This is a genomic window from Cyanobacteria bacterium QS_8_64_29, from assembly GCA_003022125.1.
GTDB lineage: Bacteria > Cyanobacteriota > Cyanobacteriia > Cyanobacteriales > Rubidibacteraceae > QS-8-64-29.
Genome location: PXQH01000050.1, coordinates 20,679 through 43,276, shown reverse-complemented (window position 1 = coordinate 43,276; position 22,598 = coordinate 20,679). Strand labels below are relative to the sequence as shown.

Genomic DNA, 22,598 nt, shown 5'->3' with positions numbered 1-22,598 from the left:
AATTCTCGTGGCTTGTGCACTAGATTTTAACCTTCGAAACCCCCTCAATATGGGAGTCATGTTCTTTGGTAAACGTGCATCCGCTGCTCAAATTGGTATAAAGGTTCCGGGGAGCTAGTGCAAGCTAGTTCTAGGGCCTCCCAATGAAGCGAGAATCCCCTTCCTTTAGGAAGGGGAGTGTCAAGCCTAGATAGTGAGATCTGCCACGTTCTGGGCGCGGCCAGGGCATCGCTTTGTGAGCGCGCCGCACCCATAGCCAACGGGCTTGCGGCTCGTGGGCGATCGCGCCAGAGGGCGCCCATTGCAAAAACTCAGCCCGAACGGCTTGCACGACCTCGCGAGCGCGCGCCCAGCAGTGCGGAAACGCGGGTTGCGATTCGGCTCGCGCTGGCAGCAACAGGCTAGCTCACCGGCGCAGCAGCGAGCCGCTAGCGCACTTGCAGCGTCCGCAACCGGTTGAGGGCCGCTGCCAGCTCAAAGCGGCGGAAGCGGCTCAAATCGCCTTGCGGCGAGGCGGCAATGGCATCCAGGCCCTGCTCGTCAATGTCAGCCATGACGCGCGCTAGCACATCCGGTAGGGGGCGCTGCTTGTCCAGGTAGTGCTTTTTGGCGTAAATCAGCGCTACCGCGATCGCGCGCAGCTGCCCCGAGTCCACCAGTTGCTCCACGGCGGCCAAATCGATAGTTTGCTCGCCAAAGCTGATCGCGTCCCGCTCGCGGACTTTAATATCGGCGGCCTTTTTGCCGCGGCTGGGATCGATGCTCTCGGGCAGCGGGACGCGCGGGCGCAGGGTGCCAAAATGCTCGCCGCCCTCGGCACTGCGCTCGGTGCGGGTGGCCTCGGCGATCGCGTGCGCTTGCGCCGTCACGTCCGCTGGTTGGAAGTTCTCCAGGGCAATGACCGTATCGGCAGTGTCGAAGTAATCGCCGCTGCCGCCCATGACCAGCACCGTGGAGACGCCGCAGTCGGTGTACAGCTGCCGGATTTTATCGATCAGCGGCGTAATGGGTTCTTTGGCTTTGCTGATGAGCTGCTGCATGCGGCGATCACGGATCATGAAGTTGGTGGCCGCGGTGTCTTCATCCAGCAGCAGCACCTGCGCCCCCGCCTCCAGGGCCTCGATGATGTTGGCCGCCTGCGAGGTACTGCCGCTGGCGTTGGGGCTGGTAAAGTTCTGGGTCGAGCGGCCCTGCGGTAGCTGATTGATAAACGGCGAGATGTCGGTGCCGGCAATGCTGCGCCCGTCCTCAGCGCGCACTTTGACCGCGGCTTCGTCCGCAACGACGAACTCGCGCCCGTCGCCCGGGATGCGGTTGTAGACCCCTAGCTCGATTGCGCGCAGCAGCGTAGATTTGCCGTGGTAGCCGCCGCCCACAATGAGGGTGACGCCGCGCGGCACGCCCATGCCGCGGATGGCGCCGCGGTTGGGGCACACCAGCTCGACGCGCTGCGCCGCCGGGGACTGAAACGGGACCACGCTCTCATCCTGCAGCGGGCGATCGTCGACCCCCGAGCGGCGCGGCAGGATGGCGCCGTCGGCGACAAACGCCACCAGATCGTGCTGGCGCAGCTGCTGGCGCAGCCCGTCGGCATCTTCAACGGTCTCGACGTGCTGCCGGATCTTATCGGCGCTGAGCGAGCGGTAGTGCAGCGCCCGATCGGCAATCTCGGGGATGTCCTCGCACAGCAGCTCGATGGCCTGGCGCCCCAGAACGCGGCGCCCCTGGGCCGGCAGCCCCACCACAAAGCGCGCCTCGACCCGCTCATCGTTAACCCAGACGGCGCTGCGCTCCAGCACCTCCTGACCGGTACGCGCGATGGCGATGGTGCCGCTTTTGCCCGTGCCGCGCGAGGTGCTGAGCTTGCTCGCAACGCGCGCGAACTGCCGCGTGAGGTAATCGCGCAGCGCCACCTCGCGGCTGCGGGACTGATAGCAAGCGCGCGGGAATCCGGCCACCGACTGCGGCACCCGCACCCGCAGCTGGCTGGGGGCAGCGAAGGGATCGCCCTGGACATAGTCGATCAGCAGCTCAAAGTCGCCGAAGTCGTAGCGGCCGCGAATGTCCTTGTAGGCCTTGTAGCTTTGGCCGTCGATTTGCTGCAGCTTGGCGCGAAGCTTGTCCCGGTTGGCCATGATCGGTTGGCGCGTTCAAAGCGATGAGCCCGGTTGGGCCAAAAACGCCTGCTCCTGGGGCGTGCTGGGGCGGCCCAGGATGGCGTTGCGGTGGGGAAAGCGGCCGAAGCGCTCGATGACGCGCCGGTGGCGGTGGGCAAACGCGATGGTGCGAGCGCTTTGCGGATCCCCTTCCAAGGTAGAAAATAATGCCACGGCCCGGTTCTGGGTGGCCAGGTTCTCGGCATGCTCGAACGGCATGTAGACGAACCAGCGCTGCACTGGCAGCAGTGTGCGATCATAGCCTTGCTCGACCGCATGCTGCGCTGCCGCTAGGGCTTGGGGGTCCGTGGCGTACGCCCGCGGCTGGCCCCGAAACAGCTGGCGCGGCACCTGATCCAGCAGCAGGATGAGCGCCAGGCAGCTGCGGGGCGCGCCTTGCCAGCTCTGGCGCTTGCCGGCGGCTGCTTGCCGGTAGTCGGGCTCGAGCTCGGCGCGCACGGCGGCATCAAAGGCCAGGTCTTTGGCAAACCAGGCTTTGCGCGCCCGGCCGCCGTCCGGGTGGGGGCACTCGGGCGTGCCGAACCAAAACCGCAGGATGGCCTCGCTGCGCGACGGATCCGAAACCACGGCTAGCTGCGCTCGCTGCCGGCGCTGGCTTGTTGCGTGCGCTGGAAGCGGTACAGCTGGGCGTACTCGCCCCCCTGGCGCAGCAGCGCCTGGTGGCTGCCCTGCTCGATGAGCTTGCCGTCTTGCAGCACCAGGATGCGATCGGCGTTGCGAATGGTAGTCAGGCGGTGGGCGATGATAATGGCGCTGCGATCAGCCAGGAGCGATTCCAGCGCGCTTTGGATGCCAGCCTCGGTGCGCACGTCCAAGCTGGCGGTCGCCTCATCCAGCACCACCACGCGCGGATCGCGAACGGCCACCCGCGCAAAGGCCAGCAGCTGTTTCTGGCCGCCGGATAAGTTGGTACCGCGCTCCCGCAGCTGGGTCTCGTAGCCCTGCGGCAGCGAAGCAATGAAGTCGTGAACGCCCACCAGTCGGGCGGCGGCTTCAATGGCCTGGAGGGAATAAGGCTCGCCCAGGGCAATGTTGTCGCGGACGGTGCCGGCAAAGAGAAAGTTCTCTTGCAGGATGACGCCCACGTGGCGGCGAAGCTCGGCCTGCGGCAGCTGGCGGATGTCGATGCCATCCACCCGGATGCGGCCGTGGTTGGGTTCGTAGAGCCGGCAGAGCAGGCGAACCACCGAGCTTTTGCCCGCTCCAGTAGGGCCGACAATGGCGACTCGCTCGCCAGGCTCGATGGTGAAGCTGAGATCCTGCAGGACGTACTCATCCGGTTTGTAGCCAAACCAAACCCGCTCAAAGCGAATCTCGCCGCGGCGGCCGGGCGCGCTGCGCGCGAGCTGCTGGCGATCGCGGCTGTGGGGATCGGCGATTTCGATGGGCTCGTTGGCAATTTCGCTGATGCGCTCGATCCCAGTAAAGCCCGACTGCAGCAGCGTAAACTTGTCGGCAAACTGCCGCAGCGGCTCGAACAGGCGCTGCGAAAACAAAATGAACGCCGAGAGCGTACCCAGCGTCAGCCCGCCCTGCACGACTAGCTGGCCACCTACCCCCAAAACGGCGGCAATGCCGGCAAAGCCAAACCACTCCAGCGTGGCCGAGACGTTGGCATCGTAGAAAATCGTCTGCTGGACCGCGCGGATGTAGCGAGTATTTGTGGCGCGGAACTGCTCGCTGTTGAGTCGCTCGCGCCGAAACAGCTGCACGATGTTGATGCCTGCCAGGTTCTCGGCCAGGGTGGCGTTGAGCGTGGAGAGCTCCTGCCGAGCGGTGTAGTTGGCCTGGCGGTAGCGCTGTTGGAAGCGCACGATCAGCACGCTCACCGGCAGCAGCATTAGCAGCAGCAACCCGGCGAGCTGCCACTGCCGCGCAAACATCACCACCAGCAGCACGACAATGCGCACGATGTCGCTCAGGATGCCGATCGCCCCGGAGGAGAACACGTCGCCCAGGGTCTCGACATCGCTGGTGAGCCGGGTCACCAGCCGCCCCACCGGGGTGCGATCGAAAAAGCGCGAGGCCAGCGCCGTCACGTGGGCGAACAGGTCCTCGCGGATGCCGGCTGTCACCTGCTGGCCGAAGCGCTGGACCAGATAGCCCTGGAGCGCATCGAACATTAAGCGCACCAGGATGGTTGCCAGCAGCAGTCCGGCCAGGGCGTAGATCCCCTGGCGCAGCGATAGCGGATCCAGCCAGCCCCAAACGGCCTCGTCGTTGACCAGCGAGATGGCTTGCCCGATCAAAACGGGCTGCAGGGCCCCTGCCAGCGCCGGCGGGAACAAAAACAGCAGCGATACGGCCAGCAGCCGCTTGTTGCGGCGAGCATACGGAACGATGCGCTGCAAAAGGTGCCAGTCGCTGTCGCGGCGGCGTCCCTGGGCGGCCGAAGCAGGCGCTGCCATGGCACTCCCGATGCGATCACGTTGACAAACGGCGCAGGGCCCACTGTAGCTCAGCCCTGGGCTGGGGCGGCCTCAGCGGCACTGGCTTGCAAGTGCCGCACGTAGGGGGCGAGGTTGCCCCGGTTGAGGCGGTAGCTGAGCGGGTGGGCGATCAGGTGAGCGGTGCTTTGGAACAGCGGGCCGTCATCGGTTTCGATCAGCTGGTTCTCGCGCAGCGTGCGCCCGGTCGAGACCAAATCGACGATCGCCTCGGCCATGCCGGTAATGGCGCCCAGCTCCACCGAGCCCGACAGCGGCACGATCTCCACCGGCAGATCCAGCCGCTCGAAGCAGTCGCAGGCGCAGGTGACGAACTTAGAGGCCACGCGGCAGTGCGGGGGCAGATCCAGCACGTTGCGGTAGCGGTTGCGGCGGTAGTCGCGCTCGCGTACCGCCACCGACATGCGGCAGGCCCCAAAGCCCAGATCGGCCAGATCCGCAACTTGCGGTTTTTTCTCGCGCAGCACGTCATAGCCGACAATGCCCAGTTGCGCCTGCCCGTACTCGACGTACACCGGCACGTCCTGCGCCCGCACCAGCAGCGCGCGCGCTTGGCCTTGAGGCGACTCGATTTGGAGCTGGCGGTTGCGCTCGTCCAAAAACGCGCTAAAGTCCAGCCCCAAATTCTGGAACAGGCGAATGCTGTCTTGCAGCAGGACGCCTTTGGGCAGCGCTACCGTAAGAGTCGATGCCATGGGTGCGTTTCGCGATCGAGCGCTGGCCGTGCGCATTCTGCTAGTCGATGACGAGCGCGAGCTCACCGACCCGCTGACGCAGGTCCTGCGCCGCGAAGGATACGATGTCGATGTTACCAACTGCGGCATCACCGGCGAGCGGCTGGCCGCGCAACGCGCCTACGATCTGTTGATTCTGGATTGGCTCATGCCCGAGCGCTCCGGCCTGCAAATCTGCCAGCGCCGGCGGGCGTGTGGGGATGCCACGCCCGTGCTGTTTTTGACCGCCAAAGACACCCTCGACGATCGCGTCTCGGGGCTGGATGCCGGCGCCGACGACTACCTGGTCAAGCCGTTCGAGCTGCGCGAGCTGCTGGCCCGGGTCCGCGCCCTGCTGCGCCGCGCTGCCGCCGGCGAGGCCTCGGCGGCCGAGCGGTTGCAGGTAGCCGATCTTACCCTTGATCGCGACAACCAACTGGCCTACCGCAACGGCCGCGCCATCGAGCTCTCGGCCCAAGAGACCCAGCTACTGTCGCTGCTGATGCGCCACCCCGGCCAGGTGCTGAGCCACGCCCAGATCCGCGAGCGCCTCTGGTCGGGGCAGGCCCAGCCCAGCAGCAACGTTCTGGCCGCCCGCATCCGCTTGCTGCGCCGCAAGATTGAGGGGCCTCAGGAGGAACCGCTCATCCACACGGTTTACGGCCGCGGCTACCGCCTGGGCAGCCCCGCGCCGCCGGCGTGAGCTGCTTAGCCCGCCGCGACCGAGCCAGGCGCGGCGGCGCGTGCCTGGAGCTTACCGACAAACTCGTCGGCAAACTTGGCAAAGGCTTTGGCGCCCGGCGAGTTGGGGGCAGCCAGCACGGCGGGGGTAAAACGATCCACTGCCTTGGCGACGTTGACATCCATGGGGATGCCGGTCGCAAAAATCTGCTCCGCCGCAAAATCCTGCTCGATGCGCTGCATGACCTGCTTGTAGTAGCGGCTGAAGATGTTGCTGCTGGAGTGGATGAAGGCAATGCCCAGTAAGGCGATCGCGGCTAGGTCCTCGTCAGCTGCGGTTGGGCTCTGCTTGAGCTTGGCAATGCGCTTCTCCAGCAGCTGGATGCCAACCAGCGAGAGCGGTTCCGGGCGTGCGGGCAGCAAGTAGTAGTGGCTGGCGGCAATACCGCTGCGGGTAAGCAGGTTGTAGCCGGGCGCGCAGTCCAAAAAAATGTAGTCGTAGTCTGCCAGGACGGGCTCCAAAAGGGTGCGCACCAGCGTGCGCTCGAAGGCCATCCAGACTTGGTGGAAGCTTTGGCTGGATTGCTCGACGGCGCGCTTGTGCAGCGTTTGGGCCACCCGATACTCGTCGTAGAGCTCCAGGTCCCCTGGCAGCAGCTCCAGCCCGCTGACCTGGCCCATTTGCGAGCAAACCAAATCCGGGGTCCAGTACTTGCGCTGGATGTGGGGTTGCACCAGGCGGTCGATCAGGTAGCTGAGCGTGCGGCGGGCTTTGCGCACCTGGGCAAATTCTTGCGGCGGCATCAAGCTGAGCGTGGCGCTCACTTGCGAGTCGAGATCGACCACCAGGACGCGCTTGCCGTAGTGCCAGGCGAGGGCCGTTGCCAAGTTGACGGTGAGCGTCGTTTTGCCCACGCCGCCTTTCATGTTGACGGTGCTGATGACGGTTGCCATGCCGGCTCACCCCTGGCCGCTGCGGCCCGAGTCTACCATCGGCGCTTGGGGGCGTCCGGCCCGCCGCTGTCAAACAACGCTAACTCTATCGACAAACCGGAGATTGGGTCGCTACTCTCTTTGCAGGATCGCACCCGCTCCCAGTTGCGGAGGGCGTCTTGGGGATCGCCATCGAAGCTGTTTCCAAGCAGTTCGGGGACTTTACGGCCGTCGACCGGGTGAGCCTGGAGATCCCCCGCGGCTCGCTGGTGGCGCTGCTGGGGCCATCCGGCTCCGGCAAATCCACCTTGCTGCGCCTGATTGCGGGGCTAGATCTGCCGGACTCGGGCCGGATTTGGCTGACCGGCGAAGACAGCACCCGCACGCGCGTGCAAGACCGCAACATTGGGTTTGTCTTCCAGCACTACGCCCTGTTCAAGCACATGCGCGTGCGCCAAAACATTGCCTTTGGCCTGGAGGTGCGCAAGCTGCCCCAAAAGCAGATCGCCGCCTGCGTGGACGAGCTGCTGGCGCTGGTGAACTTGCAAGGGCTCGGTGATCGCTACCCATCGCAGCTCTCGGGCAGTCAACGGCAGCGGGTGGCGCTGGCACGGGCGCTGGCTCCCGAGCCGCAGGTGTTGCTGTTAGATGAACCATTCGGCGCGCTGGATGCTAGAGTCCGCAAGGACCTGCGGGGCTGGCTGCGGCGCCTGCACGATGAAGCTCACGTCACCACGGTCTTTGTCACCCACGATCACGAGGAGGCCATGTCGGTCGCCGATCGCATCGTGGTGATGAATGAAGGGGCCATCGAGCAAGTCGGGCCGCCCGAGCAAATTTACGCTCACCCGGCGACCCCGTTTGTCATGCGCTTTATTGGGCCCGTCAATGTCCTACCTAGCGACTCGCACTTGGTTGGGGCGCAGGCCAACTCGGCCCAGCCAGATATTTTTTTCCGCCCCCACGATGTCGCCATCGAGACCGAGCCCAACAGCGTCACGGTCCCGGCGACGGTCGAGCGGCTCATTCACCTAGGGGGGGAAGTGCAGCTAGAGTTGGTCCTGGACGACGCGCAGGTCATTCACGCGCACCTGCCGCGCGATCGCTTCGATGCGTTGCGACTATCGCCCCAGCAGCGGGTCCACATTCGGCCCAAAGAGGCCAAATCCTTCCCGCTCCACTACACCATCTAACACTCTCAAACCATGCCTGTTTTGACTGTCCCTCGCACCTGGCGCCGCTGGGGCCAGTACCTGGCTGCCTTTCTGCTGTGCGCCATGTTGGCCGTCAGCTGCAGTGGCGGTGAGCAAGCTCCCGATGGTGGCGGCTCGAGCGAGCCCGACCGCATCACAGTGGGGACGACGCTAGACCCCAGCACCCTCGATCCAGCCAGTACCTATGAAGTCGCTGCCCTGAATCTGCCCATTTACAACCTGGGCGAGACCCTGTACGCCTATGACCCCGAGACGGCAGAGCTAAAGCCGCAACTGGCAACGGCCATGCCCCAAGTCAGCGACGATGGCCTGCGCTACACCATTCCGCTGCGCGAGGGGGGCACCTTTCACGACGGAACGCCCTTCAATGCCGAAGCGATGGCGTTCTCGCTGCGCCGCTTTATGGAAAACGGCGGCAAGCCCTCGTTTCTGCTCGATGAATTTGTCGAGTCGGTCTCGGCCACGGGCGAGTTCGAGCTCACCATCCGGCTGCAGAACCCCTTTGTCGCCCTGCCATCGCTGCTGGCTTTCACCGGTACCTGTGCCGTATCGCCTCAGGCCTACGAAATTGGCGAAGGCAAGTTTGAGCCCAAGACCTTCGTGGGAACTGGTCCTTACCGGCTAGCAGAATTTAGCAGCGACTCGCTGACGCTAGACATCTTTGAGGACTACTGGGGCGATCCCCCTGCCAACGATGGCGTTGACATCCAAATCTATAAAGACAAGCCCGCCAACCTGTTCAATGCCTTTCGCTCGGGCAGCGTCGATGTTGCCTACCTGTCGCTGACCCCGCAGCAAACCCAAACCTTGCGGCAAGGGGCAGAGGCCAACAAATGGCAGGCCATGCGGACCCCTGGGGTCACCGTTAGCTACATGGCGCTCAACTTGCAGCAGGATCCGCTCGGCGATCAGGCCCTGCGGCAGGCGATCGCGGCCTCGCTGGATCGCGAGCAGCTGGTGGAGCGCGTGTTGAACGGCCAGGGCAAACCGCTCTACAGCCTGGTCCCTACCACCTTTGAGGCCCACGAACCGGCGTTCAAGCAGGCTTACGGCCAAGCCAACCTCGACCTGGCCCGGCAGAAGCTGCAGGAGGCCAGCTACAGTAGCGACAATCCGGCCACTATCCCCATGTGGTACCCTTCGGGCTCCAAAACCCGAAGCGTACTCGCCCAAACGCTGCGCGCCTTTGCCCAGCAAAAACTGGACGGCGCGATTCGCTTTCAGCCCCAAAGCGTGGAGTCGGCTCGGTTCTTTGACGAGATCGGGCAGGGGAGCTATCCGGCCACGCTCGTCGACTGGTATCCCGACTTTCTCGATGCCGACAACTACCTGGAACCCTTCCTGGCTTGCCAGCAGGGCTCGCCCCAGGGCGGCTGCCAGCAAGGGGGCGCTCAGTCCCAGGGCTCGTTTTACTACAGCGAGCGCATCAACCAGCTGATCGAGCGCGAGCGCCGCGAGCGCGAGCCGCAAGCGCGGCAGCGCCTGTTTCGCCAGATCCAGCAGCAGCTAGCCGAGGATGTCCCCTACATTCCGCTCTGGCAGAGCCAAGATTCAATCTTCGCCCAGTCTGGGGTCGCGGGCATCCGGCTCAATCCCCGGCAGGCGCTCCCGCTGTGGTCCATCCACCGGCAATCGGCCAGCGCCTCCTAGCAGCGCTAGGCCAAGGCCTGCCAAGCGCGCGCCAGCACCTCGCTCAGGCGGTGGCGCTGGCTCGGATCCAGCAGCCGGTCGTCAGCCAAGACTTCGGCGGTCACCTCCTCCAGCGACTGACCCCGCAATCGCGCAATGCGAACGACGCCGGCGATGGCAGCGGCCACTAACTCCTCATTCAGAGGCTGCTGGCGCAATGCGGTCATCTCTTCTGGGGTTGTGGGAATGGGGTAAGCCATGGATGCTCCCGGAAACTGGGCTAGCGAGCGCTCCGCACACCGGCCAGTAACTGGATGTTAAGCGTTCTAAGATTTGGATGAGCCCACATTAGCGCACGACGCGATGGGACCGCTGGTTGGTCCCGCAAGCGCGCGCCTGCCGGTCATGGAACAACTGCTCTATCTGGAAATCCCAACGCCCGATACGGCAACCGTCCGCCAGTGGCTGCAGCAGCAGTGGCAGCCGCCGCGCGGCACCAAATCCCTGACCCCCGATGGCATCCGCTTGCAATGGGCCGGTCGGGTGAGCGAGCTCTCGGCTTTTGTTTGGTCGCTGCAGCGAACGAGCTACCTCAAGCTGTTCCGTTGGGGGCGCGATCACCTGCCCGGCGAGGGCGCAATCCGGGCGCAGCTGGAGCGGGCCTGCAGCGAGCGCTTTCCGCCCCGCCACCCGGAGCTGCCCGCTATTGAAGGCTCGCCGTCGAACATCTTTGAGGCGCTAGCGCCCCACTACCCCCAAACCGTGCATTTTTTCCGCCAAATGCCCAACGGCGAGCGCGATCTCGAGCGCGTCTACTGGTGGGAGCGGCGCTGGCGCGCGCGCGTCCGCCAGCCCGAGCCTCCCCAACAGGCCATCACCCACCGCCCCCAACCCGAGGCGAGCGAGCCGCCGCCTCCCTACGACCTCATCTACGTAGGTGGGGCCCTAGGCGTCATTCACGCCGCCATCATGGCTCGGTTGGGCTATCGCGTTTTTCTGGTGGAGCGGTTACCGTTCGGGCGCATGAACCGGGAGTGGAATATCTCGCGCGGTGAGCTCCAGAGCCTGATCGATTTGGGGTTGTTCGATGCGGACGAGCTCGAGGCGGCGATCGCGCGGGAGTACGAAGACGGCTTTAGCAAGTTTTTTGACGGCAACGTGCCCCCTGCGCTCCAGGCCCAGGTGCTGCGGACTCCCAACGTGCTCAACGTCGCGCTCGATGCCGAGAAACTGCTGCGCCAATGCGGCGACAAGCTGCGCCAGGCAGGCGGCGAGATTTGGGACGAGACGGACTTTTTGCAGGCGGAGGTGGGCGCCGATCGGGTCGCAGTCCAGCTGCAGCATCGGCCCACTCAGGCACGCCACCAGGCCAGCGGGCGCCTGTTGGTGGATGCCATGGGGAGTGCTTCGCCCATTGCCTGGCAGCTCAACGGCGGGCGGGCGTTCGATAGCGTTTGCCCCACCGTTGGCGCGGTCATTGCCGAGGGCATTGATGCCACGGTCTGGGACTCGCGCTACGGCGATGTCTTGAACTCCCACGGCGACATCTCGCGCGGGCGGCAGCTCATTTGGGAGCTGTTCCCGGGCGCCGGTAGCGAGCTGGCGGTCTATCTGTTCCACTACCACCAACCCCACTCTGATAACCCAGGCTCGCTGCTGGCCCTATACGAGGATTTTTTCACCATCCTGCCCGAGTACCGCCGCTGCGATCCGGAGGCGCTGCGCTGGAAAAAGCCCACCTTTGGCTACATTCCCGGGCACTTCAGCACCAGCGGCCGCGACCGGCAAGTGGCTTGCGATCGGGTGCTGGCGCTGGGGGATGCCGCCTCGCTGCAATCGCCGCTGGTCTTTACTGGGTTCGGCTCGCTGGTGCGCAACCTACCCCGCCTGACAGCCCTGCTCGATACCGCCCTGCGGCACGAGCTGCTCGAGGCACGGCATTTAAACCGCATCCGCGCCTACCAAGTCAATGTGGCCGTCACCTGGCTGTTTTCCAAAGGCATGATGGTGCCCACCGGCGCCCGCTTGCCGCCGGCGCGGATCAACGCCATGCTCAACACCTTTTTCGGCTTGCTCGCCCGCGAGCCGCCGGGGGTGGCCGATGCTTTCATCAAGGACCGCGCCGACTGGGCAACCTTCAATCGCCTCGCGCTCAAGGCGGCATTCCGCAATCCCGCGCTGCTGCGCTGGATCTGGGAGCAGGCCGGCGCGCGCGATCTGCGGCGTTGGTTGGGCAGCTACCTCAACTTTACGCGCGAGGCGGCTGTGGGCTGGTTCGTGCGCTTGTGGTTGCCGCGTTGGCTTCGCCGCAACCGAGCGTGGTTGGAGCGTCGCTCTCCGGGACTCTGGCTGCGGCTGCTGAGCTGGGGCTATGCCGTCACCACGGGATTGGGCCACCCCCAGCGGCTGGTGGAGCCGCCCCGCCCTAGCGGGCGCAACGCTCAGCGAGCGGAGTGACCCAAAAAACCGGGCAGATCGATGGCATCAGCCGAGCGGGGTTGGGCGCTCCCGGCAGCGGCGATCGCCGGCGCAGGCCAATCCGGTTGCGGAACGGCCGCCGACTCGGGTTGCGGGGCATCGGTTGCCTCCGGCGCTTCAGCGGTGGGTTGGGCGTGCGCCTCCACGGTCGTTGCCGCTTCGGCATCAGCGGCGGCCGAGGAGGCACTTGCAGGTGCCTCGCGCGCTTCCGACCAGGGCGGAATGGGTTGGGCAGGCAGCGCTTGCGGGCGCGATCGCGTGCCTGTACCAAAACCCGTTTTGGCCGAGGTCTCCAGGCACTGGTGCAGCGCTAGCTTGAACTGGCGCGTGTAGCGCCGCTGCTGCTTGAGGCGCCGGTGCAGGTCTCGCAGTTGGCCGGCCTGTTGCGAGACCTGGAACGACTGCTCGTTGCATTCCTGCCGGATCAGGGCGCACTCGCGCTCCAGTTCGGCGGTGCGGGCCTGACTGTCGGATAGGCGCTGCGACAGGGATTGCAGGGACGCGTTTTGTTGCTCGACGGTTTGGCGGGCCGAGGCCAGCTCTTGCGATAGTTGCGAGGCGATCGCCTGCGTCGATTCCAGTTCCCGATCACGCTGCTCTAGCAGCGACTCGGTGCCTTCCAAGCGCTGGCGCTGCGCTTGCATGACCGCCTGGGACTCGGCTAGCTGTTGCTCCAGCTCGGCAACGCGGTTTGCCAGCTCGCGCGCTTGCGCTGCATCGCTCTTGTCTTGGGTTTCCCCGCCTGCAGCGGGTTCGGGCTCAGACTCAGTAGCGTTATGCGGGGCCTGGGATGCGGTAGCGGTGCCCTCGAGCTCAGGCACCCCGTGGGCGGTTTCGTTGAACTGGGGATGGGAGGAGTGGGGTTCGCTCATGGGCCTTGCTCTTCATTGCCGCTCGGTGGGCAACCTAGCAGCAGTGGCGCAAACGCGCAAAAGGGCAACGGCTTACTGGCGGCCTGACAGTTGCAGGGCAGCGGCTAGCAGCGCCTGATGCTGCCGGGCGCGATCGCGCAACGCCTGCCGTTGCGCTGGCGGTAGCGGACGGCCTTCCCGGTAGTGGGCGATCCAGGCTCGGGCAATGGCATCGGCGTCGGCGGGGAGCTGCGCTAGCGACCACCCGGGCAAGCCCAGATCCTGTTGGAGTTGCCTCACCTTGGGGTCGTAGCCAATGGCAAAGCAACGGCAGCCGGCAGCCGCCGCCGCAATCAAGCCGTGAAAGCGCATGCTGATGGCCATCTCGCTGCCGCAAAAGGCTCCTTTGAACGCCACCGGATCGGAGAGCGTCAGGATGCTGTAGGGGCCATCCAGCTCGGCAGCAGCCGCTTGCGCGATCGCGCAGTCGCGCTCGGGTTGGAAGGGAATGAACGCCAGATACGCCTGCGTGGCGTGCTGGAACTGCTGCAAAGCAGCGGCTAGGGTGGCCAGGCGACGCTGGGTCAGTTGTGGATGGGCGCGCAACGTTACCGCCACCCAGGGCACTGGCAGCGCTGCTGCTTCGGCAACCGTCGGGGCTTCCAGCGCCCAGACCGGATCGGGAGCCAAACGGGCTGGAAGCCCCCACTGCTCGAGCCATTGGGCTGAGGCGGAATCGCGGACGCTGATGGCATCGCAGCCTGCCAGCGCGCGCCGGGCCACCCAGCGCGTTAGCGGCTGCCGCAGCGGCCCGATCCCCTGCGCCCACGCGATCGTCCCCAATCCTTGCTGCTGGGCCAGCGCCATGAGCCCGCCATAATAGAGCGGGTTGCGCCAGCTGGTGGCATCTTGCATCAGACTGCCGCCGCCCCAAATAAACCAGTCCGAGCTGCGCAACGCGCGCAGGACGGATCCCGCCGAGCGGCCTGGGTAACTGGCAATGCCAAAGTGATCGCTCGTTTGAGCGGGATTACCCGAGAGGGCAATGGGGCTAATACCGGCAGGCAACATCTGCAGCAAGGCGGCCAGCAGGGCTTCATCGCCAGCATTGCCGCAGCCGTAATACCCGCACAGGAGGGCGCGCTGTTGGGACATGCCCGTGATCGCCTTGCCATGGGCATCCAGGCTGGACAGCACATTGGCCGCTAGGATCGGGGATGGCCGTGCGGAGCTGCTGCCATGAACGCGCTCTCGGTGCCCACCTGGATCGTGCACGTCTCCAGCATTTTAGAGTGGTTGGCGGCAATCTGGCTGGTTTGGACCTATGGCGAGGTCACCGGCAACCGGATCTGGTGGGGCCTCTCGCTTGCCATGCTGCCGGCGCTGGTGGGCGCGCTCTCGGCGGTGACTTGGCACTTTTTTGACAATGCCGAATCGCTCCAGTGGCTGGTGACCGTCCAAGCCGGGATGACAGCGCTAGGGAACACGACGCTGGCGATCGCGGGATGGGGAATCTGGCGCTCAGCACGCGCTCGCTCCCAGGGCTGAACTGGCTGGCTGCTGTGGTGGAGGAGGGCACCGCCCATGCTCGATGCGCAAACGCTTTTTGGGGTTTCGCTGTTTCCCTACTTGGCCTTTTTGGGGTTTGTCGCGCGCGCCCAGCAGCTACCGCGCTTGGCCCTGGCAGGCTTTTACGGACTGTTGGCGTTCGTGCTCGCCACCATTCCGGCCGGTCTCTACGCCCAAGCGGCCTACGGGCGATCGCTAGCCAATATTGACTGGTTGCACGGCAGCGCCGAGTTGTTGCTGACGCTGTCAAACTTGCTAGTGGCCTTGGGGTTCCGCCAGGCAATCTCGAAGCGCCGGCAGTCCTAGATGACGCCTAGGCTCAGGCTAGTAAGGAAAGGGCATCCAATGCTGTTGGGGGAGCGGCTTGACCGAGGCATTGGCCAGTGCCAGCAGGGCTAGCGCCAGACCGAAAATGACGAACCGGAAAATCAAGCCCTTGATCCCCTCGGTGGCGCTGAATGCAAACATGGCTGCCTCACTTGGCTCAGTTTAAGCCAGGTCTTATCCTTTTATTATCGGCGCGGTTCAAGCGAGCCCGCATCGGCTTTGCGATAGAGTTGCGCTAGCGGTCGGCCGTGCGATTTTATTGGGTTGATGTCTTTGCCATCGGGCGCTATACGGGCAATCCGCTGGCAGTATTCCCTGAAGCGGCTGCCACCAGCGATGCCCGGATGCAGCAAATCGCACGCGAGATCGGCTGCTCGGAAACCGCCTTTGCTACAGCCGATCCAACAGGGAGCAGCAACTGCCGCCTGCGCATTTTTACGCCCCAGCGGGAGCTAGCATTTGCCGGCCATCCGGCGCTGGGCACGGCCTACGTCTGGCAGTGGCCGTTTCCGGCGGCACCGCGCGAGGCAATTGCGATGCAGCTACCGGCCGGCCGCTTCCGCATCCGCTGCGAATCCGGTGCTGAGGGACCCATTTATACCAAATTTGAGCAGTAGATGCACGTTTTTTTTCAAAGAATATAATTCCCATATTGAGGGAGTTTTGGAAGCCGAAATCTAGTGCACAAGCCACGAGAATTGGTATTATTGGTTGCCGCAAGCCAGCCCGCATTTTGGGGATCCGCTGCCGGCCGAGAGGGCAGCAGCTGCCCTGGGGTTGGCGCCGGGCGATTTGGACGCGCGCTTTCCGGTACAGGTCGTTTCAACTGGGACGCCGTTCATCCTGGTGCCCGTGGGCGATCGCGCTGCGCTGGAGCGCATCCAGCTCGATCGCGCCCGCTACGAGGCGCTGGTGGAGGGCGCTACAGCGGAGGCCATCCTGGCCTTCTGCCCCGATCCCCGCGCCGACTGCGAGCTGAGCGCACGCGCCTTTGCCCCGCGCTGGGGCATTACTGAAGATCCCGTGACTGGGAGCGCCAACGGCTGCCTGGCCGCCTATCTGGTGGCCCACGCTTACTGGGATCGCTCTGAGATCGCAGCCCGCGTGGCTCAAGGCGAGGCCATGGGACGGCCGTCGCGGCTGCAGTTGTATGCTCGCACCACGCCCACCGGGATTGAGAGCGCAGTGGGCGGCCGCGTGGTTGCCGTTGCTCGAGGCCATTGGCTGTGAGGGCTCATGCGCGATTGGCTCGATGCGCACCTGCAAAACCTAGTCCGCGAGCGCGACCCGTTTTTCCACACCCAGGGGCATTTTTACGTGCGGGAGTACGTACGCCTCACCTTGCAGCAGTGGGGCACGGTTGCCGCGCACGCGTTCTCGGTGCAAGGCCGCACCTACCAAAACTTGATCTTGAACCTGCCGGCCGCAACCGAACCGCCGGTGGGACCGCCCCTTTTGGTCGGAGCACACTACGACGCGGTGCCCGGTACGCCCGGCGCGGACGACAATGCCTCCGGTGTCGCAGCCTTGCTCGCCCTGGCGCGCGCGATCGCGGCCGCGCCGCTGCGCTATCCCGTGCGCTTGGTGGCCTTTGATATGGAAGAAGCCGGCTTGCTGGGCAGCACCGCTTACGTCCAGCAGCTAAAGCGCGAGCAGCAACCGCTGCGGTTGATGCTGTCGCTGGAGATGTTGGGCTACTGCGATTCCAACCCCAACTCGCAGCACTATCCTGCCAACCTGGGCCTGTTTTATCCCGATCGCGGCGACTACATCGGCTTTGTTGGTAATTGGTCCGCCCTAGGCGATCTGCGCTGCCTGAGCCGCAACATGCGCGCCTCGGGTACGCCAGCCGAGTGGCTGCCAGTGCCCAACCGCGGCAACTGGATCCCCGAGGTTCGCCTCAGCGACCATGCCCCGTTCTGGGATGCCGGTTACAGCGCCGTAATGGTCACCGACACCGCATTCATGCGCAATCCGCACTACCACCAGCCCAGCGATCACCACGAGACGCTCGACCTCGACTTTTTGGCTGGGGTCTGCCGCGGTTTGGAGGCGGGGTTGCGCCAGCTTTGAACAGTTGCGCGGCAGTCCCCACGCTCAGCGTTAGCGGCGTGGGGAAGGATAGCGCGGAAGTCGAGCGAGGCTCGATGCCTCCGAGACTTCCTAGCTCTTGGGAGCATCCTGAGATTTGATGTAGTCTTTTAACGTCTCAACGGGAGCACCACCTACCGAGGCGACGTAGTAGGCCCTCGACCAGAAAGAGACACCTCGATAGTATTTTGCTACTTCGTCAGGAAACTCCTTCTTTAAGGCACGACTGGTAGATGCTTTTAAAGCGCCTGCCACCGCTGAGATAGCGTTCCTGGGATGGAAGTCTATTAACAAATGGACGTGGTCAGTCTCCCCCGAAAACTCCAACAAGTCGCACGCCATCTTTCGGCATACCTGCCAAGACATCGAGCGGATTCGTTCCATCATTGGGGCCGTTATCGCCTTACGTCGGTAATGGGTCACAAAGACAAAGTGCAGTTGCACGTTAAAGACGCTATGAGAGCCTTTTCTTGCGTCCATATTGATAAGAGTAATTCGCTAAGTTAAAATGGATAAGTCTTAAGGCCAAAGCTTGCTAATGGCGACCCGCCGAGTTACTTTCAGGCTCTATCCCAGAAAGTCAACGGAGCGGAAGCTCCATTACGCCAGAAAGGCCCACTGCGAGCTGTACAATGCTGCCCTTTCCCATCGAAAGACTCAGTACAAGCGCTTGGGCGTATCCATTGGTTACCTAGACCAGCAAAATAGCCTCCCCGAGTTCAAAGCAGCCCTACCCGAGTACGCACAGTTTGGCAGCCATACCCTACAAGCAACGCTCAAGCGAGTTGACTTTGCCTTTCAGCGCTTCTTTAAAGGGCTAGCCAGGTATCCCAAGTTTAAGCCCAAGCGGACGTATCGGGGATGGGCCTATCCCGATGCTGCTGGGTGGCAAGCTCGCACGGACGGAAAACACGGCCACCTTGAGCTGAGAGACTTGGGCCTCAACATCCGAATGCGAGGGCAAGCAAGAACGTGGGGCAAGCCCACCACTTGCACTATCTTCTGGAACGGCCGGAACTGGTACGCCTCCATTACCGTGCGGTGCGCGCCTACCCGAGAGACTGGGCGGGGGTCCGTCGGCCTGGACTTCGGCTGCAAGACGGCCATCGTGCCATCTCAGGGCGAGCCCATCGAGGCACCCCAGTTCCAAGCCGAAGTCGAGGAAAAGCGCCTCTACCGGGGGCTTCGCCGCAAGCGCAGGCCCAACAAGCGGCAAGGGATTCAGGCTTCCCGCCGCTGGAAAAAGCAACAGGCCCGCATTCGGAAGGTGCGCCGCAAGGTTGCCCGCCAGCGCCATGACTGGAGCCATCAGGTAGCGGCACAGATCGTCCGCCGTAACAGCCTGGTCGCTACTGAGCGGCTCAACGTGCAGGGCATGACGCGCAAAGGCAAGGGGAAAGGGAAACGCCCGAAGGCGCGCCTCAACCGCTCGATGCTCGATGTCGGTATCGGCATGACCCGAGACCGCATCCGGTACAAGGTTGAGGAGGCTGGCGGCGTTTACCTGGAGGCTTCCACCCAGCAGCTCAAGCCTACCCAGCGTTGCGCCAGTTGCTGGGAACTGACGCCTAAGGCCCTCGACGAACGCACGCATTGCTGCCAGTCGTGCGGTCACCTTGAGGGTCGGGATCGCAATGCCGCCCAGGTCATGTTGGCTTGGGCACGGGGTGCGGGACGTGCCTCGTCAGACGCTGAGCTGCCTAGCGCTACGCCATGCGGAAGCATGGCGCAACTGGGGGCGAAGAAGCGTCGGAAACCGCTAGCTCAGCGAAGCGGCTAGCGCGTAGTTCATTGCGGCTCCATTCAAATGTGCCGGACGGGCCGGGCGCCGATTGGCCGAGATGGGCGCGATGCAGCTCAGTCCAGCTCAAGCCGTTCGTGCCACAATTGCGCTGTTGGCAGCGCGCAGCGTCAACCGCTCGATCCGGGAAGCTTGCCGTGGTCTCTGTCGCTCGCAAAAACCTGCTATCCGACATTCCGCGTTTTTTGGTGGCGCAGGCAGGCATTCTGTTTGCCGTCAGCCTCATCACCTTACAAACCGGCATTTTTACCGGCTTTACGCGCTCGACCGTCCAGCCGATCGAGAACGCCACTGCCGATATCTGGGTGGCGTCGCAAGAGTTGGTCCAACTGGAGCTGACATTGCCCATGCCGGCGGAATATACCGCTCGAGCCCGGGATCTGGAGGGGGTAGCGCGTGCCGAGAGCTTGATCTTTGATGGGGCTCCCTCAATCCCACCTGAAGGGGGAGCATCGCTGACCCGCATCCGCGTTACCGGATTCGACCCCGAAGGCGAACTGTTTGACCCGCAAAACCTCGTTGCAGGCGAGATTGGTGCCTTAAGCTCGCCCTACCGCGCGATCGTGGATCGCACCGATGGCAACCTGCTGCAGGTCGATGAGACAGGCGACTTCATTCAAATCGGCTCGCTGGCGGCGCAAGTTTCGGGCCTGACTGAAGGCAATAGCTCGCTGGTTTCCGATCCGTTCGTGCTGACCTCGCTGGCAAACGCTCGCGCCTTTCAGCAGTCGGAGCAGCTCACCGAGATTGCCTGCGAGGCTGCTGCAGAACTCGAGTGTACGGCTAGCTACCCGCGCCTCCAGCTCAATGCCGCAACGCTGCGAGCGCAGGCCCAACCCCAAGCCCTGGCCCCTGCCGATCCCATTATACCAATTTGAGCAGCAAATGCACGCTTACCAAAGAACATAATTCCCATATTGAGGGAGCTTCGGAGATCGCGATCTAGTGCATAAGCTACGAGGATTGGTATTACGTTTGTACTAGTCGAAGCCGAGCCCGAGCAGGCACTGTCGCCGCTCAAGCAGCGCTTGGAACAAGCGTTGCCCAACACCCAAGCCTACACGCGCCAGGAGCTGATTGATAAAACGCAGGCTTACTGGCAGCAGCGGACCGGAATCGGATTCATTCTCGGCCTGGGGGCCACTGTCGGCATTATCGTTGGCATTGTCGTGGTCAGTCAGATCCTCTACTCGGCGGTTGTCGACCGCCTCAAAGAGTTCGGCACGCTCAAAGCCATTGGAGCTCCCGAGCGCCGCATCTATCGCATTATCGTCGAGCAGGCGCTGTGGATGGCGCTTCTGGGCTATCTGCCCAGCCTCGCTCTCTGCTTGGGCGTAGCGCAGTGGGCGTACGAAACCCAAGGCATCCTCATTACCATCACCCCCGGCCGCGCGCTGGCCATTTTGGGGGTAACTGCTGCCATGTGCGTGGGATCGGGCCTGTTTGCCATTCAGAAGGTCAGGCGCCTGGATCCGGCCAACGTGTTCAAAGCCTGATACGAGGGACCATGCGCCGCTTTCTGTCCCGCAACCGCAATGCCGCTGTTCCTAGCGATGCCCATGCCATTGAGGCGCAAGGGATTGAGGTCTCGTTTGCCGCCGGCCGCCAGCGCCGCCCCATCCTCAAAGGCATCGACCTGACCGTCCCCCAGGGCACCATCCAGTTGCTCATGGGCCCTTCCGGTTCGGGCAAAACGACGCTGCTGTCGGTATTGGCCGCTTTGCTGACACCGGATGCTGGTAGCATTCGCTTGCTGGGCCAAGACATCACGCGCCTCCCCAAGCGCCAGCTCGCGCCCATTCGGCGCCATCGCATTGGCTTTGTCTTTCAGACGTTCAATCTGTTCCCGGCCTTAACGGCATCAGAAAACGTTGAGCTCGTCCTCAACTTAAACGGGCAGCACGGCCAGCGCGCGCGCCAGCAGGCCCAGCTGCTGCTTGATCGCGTCGAGATGGGGCCTTACGCCAACCAAAAGCCCGCCCAGCTCTCCAATGGCCAAAAGCAGCGCGTGGCGATCGCGCGCGCCTTGGCCGGGGAGCCGCCCATTGTCATGGCAGACGAGCCCACGGCTGCCCTCGATTCGCAAAGCGGCCGCAACGTTATCGAGCTGATGTGCCATCTGGCCCGGCAGAAGGGCTGTACGGTTTTGATCGTCACTCACGATCCCCGCATTCTGGATGCCGCCGATCGCATTACCTACCTCGAGGACGGCATGCTCCAGCCCGAGCGGGCAATGGCCCGGCCGAGCGGTTGAGCCCCGCGCTGCTAGGGCGCAATCGCGTGCTTGAGATCGCGGCAAAACGTCTCAACAGCCGCCACCCCCTGCTCGGGCGACCCGTCACTCAAGCGCCGCACGAAGGCGCTACCGACAATCGCGGCATCGGCCCCCCACTGCTTGCACTGGCGCGCTTGCTCGGGCCCGGCGATGCCAAAGCCCACGCCGATGGGCTTGTCGGTCGCGGCCCGCAGTTGGGCGATCGTCGATTCGACTTGATGGGCCAGCTCGGTGCGCGCGCCCGTGACGCCCGTCACGCTGACGGCATAGATAAAGCCCTGGGACTGCTGCGCGATCACGGCGAGGCGATCCGGTGGCGTCGTGGGGGCCACCAGCAGCGTTAGCTCGATGCCGCGCTCGCGGGCCGGCTGCAGCAGGCGCTGGGCCTCCTCGAGCGGCAGATCGGGGACCAGCAACCCGCTGGCACCGGCACTGGCGATGCGATCGAGGAAGCGCTCGATGCCGCAGCGATAGATGGGGTTGAAGTAAGCAAACAGCACCAGCGGGGCCTGCAGCTCCGCTCGGAGCGAGGTGATCGCCGCTAGGACATCCTCGAGTTGAGTGCCGCGCCCGAGCGCGCGGTTGGCCGCTTCCTGGATGGTGGGCCCATCGGCGAGGGAGTCGACGTAGGGAACGCCCACCTCAATGACATCGGCTCCGGCGCGATCGAGGGCGCGCAGCGCCTGCACGGTCGTGTCGAGGTCGGGATCGCCGGCCGTGATGAACGGAATTAGCGCGCACTGACCCTCGCGCTTCAGGGCCTGCAAGCGCTCGGAGACTGCTCCCATCTGGATGCTCCCGAACGGTTACTGGCGAGTCCCCTCGCCGCGCTCGCGCTCGACTTCGGCTTGTAGGGCGGCGATTTCATCGTCGCTCATTTGTGCCAGTTGCTGCTCGAGGACGGCATCCTGATGGTTCCGCAGCTGCTGGTGGTAGGTCATGTTGCCCCCAACGACGCGCAGGACGTAGCTGGCCAGCCAGCCTAGCAATCCGCCCACTAGCAGGACCTGGCTCCCAATGCCGGCGTCGAAGCGATCGAGGCCCGCCCACTGCAGCACCCCATAGGCAACGCCGCCCGCTAATAACGCGCCCAAAGCAATGCCGATGGCATCGATGCGCCGCATGCTGCCTGGCCTCCTGCTATTTCGGTGCGGCGGGATGGCGGCGCTTGGGGCGGTAGTTGAGAAACGGGCTCAGCAGCAGCATGCCGGGAAACAGCAAAAAGACCAAGGCGAACATGAAAAAGCGCTCGACCCCACTGGTCTGATACCAGCGCGCTTGCAGGTAGCTGTAGGTGGCAGCCGGCAGGATGAATAGATAAAGCGCGGCCAGCGATAGGTAGACTGAAGCGAGAACCATCTGACAGTGGGCCAACGGGCAGCTCCACCCAATCTTACCGTAGGGACGTGGCT

General features: G+C 64.1%; 25 protein-coding genes. 13 read left to right on the top strand and 12 right to left on the bottom strand.

Going from position 1 to position 22,598, the window contains the following annotated elements:
- Nucleotides 1–428 precede the first annotated feature (428 nt).
- From BRC58_08280 to BRC58_08265, 4 genes are read right to left on the bottom strand one after another with little or no spacing between them, the layout of a single operon-like run.
- Nucleotides 429–2,135 carry an ATPase gene (locus tag BRC58_08280; GenBank protein PSP16783.1) on the bottom strand — a complete coding sequence of 569 codons (1,707 nt, stop codon included), beginning with the start codon at nt 2,133–2,135 and terminating at the stop codon, nt 429–431.
- Between the two features lie 15 nt (nt 2,136–2,150).
- Nucleotides 2,151–2,744, bottom strand: coding sequence for a DUF924 domain-containing protein (locus BRC58_08275; protein ID PSP16782.1), 594 nt, complete (start codon nt 2,742–2,744; stop codon nt 2,151–2,153).
- A gap of 2 nt (nt 2,745–2,746) precedes the next feature.
- Complete coding sequence (locus tag BRC58_08270; GenBank protein PSP16781.1) at nt 2,747–4,585, bottom strand: long-chain fatty acid--CoA ligase; 1,839 nt, start codon at nt 4,583–4,585, stop codon at nt 2,747–2,749.
- Between the two features lie 50 nt (nt 4,586–4,635).
- Nucleotides 4,636–5,319: an ATP phosphoribosyltransferase gene (locus BRC58_08265; GenBank protein PSP16780.1), complete on the bottom strand. Its 684-nt coding sequence runs from the start codon at nt 5,317–5,319 to the stop codon at nt 4,636–4,638.
- Nucleotides 5,320–5,347: 28 nt separating this feature from the next.
- On the opposite strand from BRC58_08265, the gene BRC58_08260 reads away from it, so the two are divergent.
- Nucleotides 5,348–6,040 (top strand): DNA-binding response regulator, encoded by a 693-nt coding sequence (locus tag BRC58_08260; GenBank protein ID PSP16784.1) that lies wholly within the window; start codon nt 5,348–5,350, stop codon nt 6,038–6,040.
- A 5-nt stretch (nt 6,041–6,045) separates the two neighbouring features.
- Here the strand turns inward: BRC58_08260 and BRC58_08255 are convergent, their stop codons facing one another.
- Nucleotides 6,046–6,972, bottom strand: a complete 927-nt coding sequence (locus tag BRC58_08255; GenBank protein ID PSP16779.1) for a cobyrinic acid a,c-diamide synthase — start codon at nt 6,970–6,972, stop codon at nt 6,046–6,048.
- A 158-nt stretch (nt 6,973–7,130) separates the two neighbouring features.
- Between BRC58_08255 and BRC58_08250 the strand changes: the two genes are divergently transcribed.
- Both BRC58_08250 and BRC58_08245 read left to right on the top strand, forming a co-directional pair.
- Nucleotides 7,131–8,144: a sulfate ABC transporter ATP-binding protein gene (locus BRC58_08250; protein PSP16778.1), complete on the top strand. Its 1,014-nt coding sequence runs from the start codon at nt 7,131–7,133 to the stop codon at nt 8,142–8,144.
- A 12-nt stretch (nt 8,145–8,156) separates the two neighbouring features.
- Entirely contained in the window at nt 8,157–9,815 is a 1,659-nt protein-coding gene (locus BRC58_08245) for a peptide ABC transporter substrate-binding protein (GenBank protein PSP16777.1), read from the top strand.
- Between the two features lie 5 nt (nt 9,816–9,820).
- Here the strand turns inward: BRC58_08245 and BRC58_08240 are convergent, their stop codons facing one another.
- Nucleotides 9,821–10,054 (bottom strand): hypothetical protein, encoded by a 234-nt coding sequence (locus tag BRC58_08240; protein PSP16776.1) that lies wholly within the window; start codon nt 10,052–10,054, stop codon nt 9,821–9,823.
- A 145-nt stretch (nt 10,055–10,199) separates the two neighbouring features.
- Between BRC58_08240 and BRC58_08235 the strand changes: the two genes are divergently transcribed.
- The gene (locus BRC58_08235; GenBank protein ID PSP16775.1) at nt 10,200–12,251 is read left to right on the top strand and encodes a flavin-dependent dehydrogenase; all 2,052 of its coding nucleotides are present in this window, start codon (nt 10,200–10,202) and stop codon (nt 12,249–12,251) included.
- Here the strand turns inward: BRC58_08235 and BRC58_08230 are convergent.
- Nucleotides 12,236–13,144, bottom strand: coding sequence for a hypothetical protein (locus BRC58_08230; GenBank protein PSP16774.1), 909 nt, complete (start codon nt 13,142–13,144; stop codon nt 12,236–12,238). The two genes, BRC58_08235 and BRC58_08230, sit on opposite strands and share 16 nt — an antisense overlap.
- Nucleotides 13,145–13,216: 72 nt before the next feature.
- Nucleotides 13,217–14,278, bottom strand: coding sequence for a polysaccharide pyruvyl transferase CsaB (gene csaB / locus BRC58_08225; protein PSP16773.1), 1,062 nt, complete (start codon nt 14,276–14,278; stop codon nt 13,217–13,219).
- A gap of 84 nt (nt 14,279–14,362) precedes the next feature.
- Between csaB and BRC58_08220 the strand changes: the two genes are divergently transcribed.
- The 5 genes from BRC58_08220 to BRC58_08200 all read left to right on the top strand — a co-directional run bounded on the left by BRC58_08220 (nt 14,363) and on the right by BRC58_08200 (nt 17,092).
- Nucleotides 14,363–14,671: a hypothetical protein gene (locus tag BRC58_08220; protein PSP16772.1), complete on the top strand. Its 309-nt coding sequence runs from the start codon at nt 14,363–14,365 to the stop codon at nt 14,669–14,671.
- A gap of 36 nt (nt 14,672–14,707) precedes the next feature.
- Nucleotides 14,708–14,998, top strand: coding sequence for a DUF3593 domain-containing protein (locus BRC58_08215; GenBank protein ID PSP16771.1), 291 nt, complete (start codon nt 14,708–14,710; stop codon nt 14,996–14,998).
- 269 nt (nt 14,999–15,267) lie between these two features.
- Nucleotides 15,268–15,636, top strand: a complete 369-nt coding sequence (locus BRC58_08210; GenBank protein ID PSP16770.1) for a hypothetical protein — start codon at nt 15,268–15,270, stop codon at nt 15,634–15,636.
- Nucleotides 15,637–15,730: 94 nt separating this feature from the next.
- A complete protein-coding gene (locus BRC58_08205; GenBank protein PSP16769.1) occupies nt 15,731–16,249 on the top strand; it encodes a hypothetical protein in 519 nt (172 codons plus the stop codon).
- 6 nt (nt 16,250–16,255) lie between these two features.
- Entirely contained in the window at nt 16,256–17,092 is an 837-nt protein-coding gene (locus BRC58_08200) for a peptidase M28 (GenBank protein PSP16768.1), read from the top strand.
- 90 nt (nt 17,093–17,182) lie between these two features.
- On the opposite strand, the gene BRC58_08195 is transcribed toward BRC58_08200, so the two are convergent.
- Nucleotides 17,183–17,590, bottom strand: coding sequence for an IS200/IS605 family transposase (locus tag BRC58_08195; GenBank protein PSP16767.1), 408 nt, complete (start codon nt 17,588–17,590; stop codon nt 17,183–17,185).
- A 58-nt stretch (nt 17,591–17,648) separates the two neighbouring features.
- Here BRC58_08195 and BRC58_08190 point away from each other — a divergent pair, with 58 nt between their 5' ends.
- The 4 genes from BRC58_08190 (at nt 17,649) to BRC58_08175 (ending at nt 21,165) form a co-directional block, all read left to right on the top strand.
- Nucleotides 17,649–18,890, top strand: coding sequence for a transposase (locus BRC58_08190; GenBank protein ID PSP16766.1), 1,242 nt, complete (start codon nt 17,649–17,651; stop codon nt 18,888–18,890).
- Between the two features lie 158 nt (nt 18,891–19,048).
- Complete coding sequence (locus BRC58_08185) at nt 19,049–19,789, top strand: hypothetical protein (GenBank protein PSP16765.1); 741 nt, start codon at nt 19,049–19,051, stop codon at nt 19,787–19,789.
- Nucleotides 19,790–19,873: 84 nt separating this feature from the next.
- Complete coding sequence (locus BRC58_08180) at nt 19,874–20,407, top strand: hypothetical protein (protein PSP16764.1); 534 nt, start codon at nt 19,874–19,876, stop codon at nt 20,405–20,407.
- A gap of 11 nt (nt 20,408–20,418) precedes the next feature.
- The gene (locus BRC58_08175) at nt 20,419–21,165 is read left to right on the top strand and encodes an ABC transporter ATP-binding protein (protein PSP16763.1); all 747 of its coding nucleotides are present in this window, start codon (nt 20,419–20,421) and stop codon (nt 21,163–21,165) included.
- 11 nt (nt 21,166–21,176) lie between these two features.
- Here the strand turns inward: BRC58_08175 and BRC58_08170 are convergent, their stop codons facing one another.
- The 3 genes from BRC58_08170 to BRC58_08160 are packed head-to-tail and all read right to left on the bottom strand — an operon-like array spanning nt 21,177 to nt 22,545.
- Entirely contained in the window at nt 21,177–21,974 is a 798-nt protein-coding gene (locus BRC58_08170) for a tryptophan synthase subunit alpha (GenBank protein ID PSP16762.1), read from the bottom strand.
- Between the two features lie 18 nt (nt 21,975–21,992).
- Nucleotides 21,993–22,310, bottom strand: a complete 318-nt coding sequence (locus BRC58_08165; protein PSP16761.1) for a DUF3007 domain-containing protein — start codon at nt 22,308–22,310, stop codon at nt 21,993–21,995.
- A gap of 16 nt (nt 22,311–22,326) precedes the next feature.
- A complete protein-coding gene (locus BRC58_08160) occupies nt 22,327–22,545 on the bottom strand; it encodes an NAD(P)H-quinone oxidoreductase (protein ID PSP16760.1) in 219 nt (72 codons plus the stop codon).
- Between the last annotated feature and the right edge of the window lie 53 nt (nt 22,546–22,598).

Coding starts and splice junctions, on each gene's coding strand:
- BRC58_08280 (PSP16783.1), bottom strand. CDS start 2,135: ATGGCCAACCGGGACAAGCTTCGCGCCAAGCTGCAGCAAATCGACGGC.
- BRC58_08240 (PSP16776.1), bottom strand. CDS start 10,054: ATGGCTTACCCCATTCCCACAACCCCAGAAGAGATGACCGCATTGCGC.
- BRC58_08245 (PSP16777.1), top strand. CDS start 8,157: ATGCCTGTTTTGACTGTCCCTCGCACCTGGCGCCGCTGGGGCCAGTAC.
- BRC58_08270 (PSP16781.1), bottom strand. CDS start 4,585: ATGGCAGCGCCTGCTTCGGCCGCCCAGGGACGCCGCCGCGACAGCGAC.
- csaB (PSP16773.1), bottom strand. CDS start 14,278: ATGTCCCAACAGCGCGCCCTCCTGTGCGGGTATTACGGCTGCGGCAAT.
- BRC58_08170 (PSP16762.1), bottom strand. CDS start 21,974: ATGGGAGCAGTCTCCGAGCGCTTGCAGGCCCTGAAGCGCGAGGGTCAG.
- BRC58_08165 (PSP16761.1), bottom strand. CDS start 22,310: ATGCGGCGCATCGATGCCATCGGCATTGCTTTGGGCGCGTTATTAGCG.
- BRC58_08175 (PSP16763.1), top strand. CDS start 20,419: ATGCGCCGCTTTCTGTCCCGCAACCGCAATGCCGCTGTTCCTAGCGAT.
- BRC58_08220 (PSP16772.1), top strand. CDS start 14,363: ATGAACGCGCTCTCGGTGCCCACCTGGATCGTGCACGTCTCCAGCATT.
- BRC58_08160 (PSP16760.1), bottom strand. CDS start 22,545: ATGGTTCTCGCTTCAGTCTACCTATCGCTGGCCGCGCTTTATCTATTC.
- BRC58_08230 (PSP16774.1), bottom strand. CDS start 13,144: ATGAGCGAACCCCACTCCTCCCATCCCCAGTTCAACGAAACCGCCCAC.
- BRC58_08235 (PSP16775.1), top strand. CDS start 10,200: ATGGAACAACTGCTCTATCTGGAAATCCCAACGCCCGATACGGCAACC.
- BRC58_08265 (PSP16780.1), bottom strand. CDS start 5,319: ATGGCATCGACTCTTACGGTAGCGCTGCCCAAAGGCGTCCTGCTGCAA.
- BRC58_08255 (PSP16779.1), bottom strand. CDS start 6,972: ATGGCAACCGTCATCAGCACCGTCAACATGAAAGGCGGCGTGGGCAAA.
- BRC58_08190 (PSP16766.1), top strand. CDS start 17,649: ATGGCGACCCGCCGAGTTACTTTCAGGCTCTATCCCAGAAAGTCAACG.
- BRC58_08215 (PSP16771.1), top strand. CDS start 14,708: ATGCTCGATGCGCAAACGCTTTTTGGGGTTTCGCTGTTTCCCTACTTG.
- BRC58_08195 (PSP16767.1), bottom strand. CDS start 17,590: ATGGACGCAAGAAAAGGCTCTCATAGCGTCTTTAACGTGCAACTGCAC.
- BRC58_08200 (PSP16768.1), top strand. CDS start 16,256: ATGCGCGATTGGCTCGATGCGCACCTGCAAAACCTAGTCCGCGAGCGC.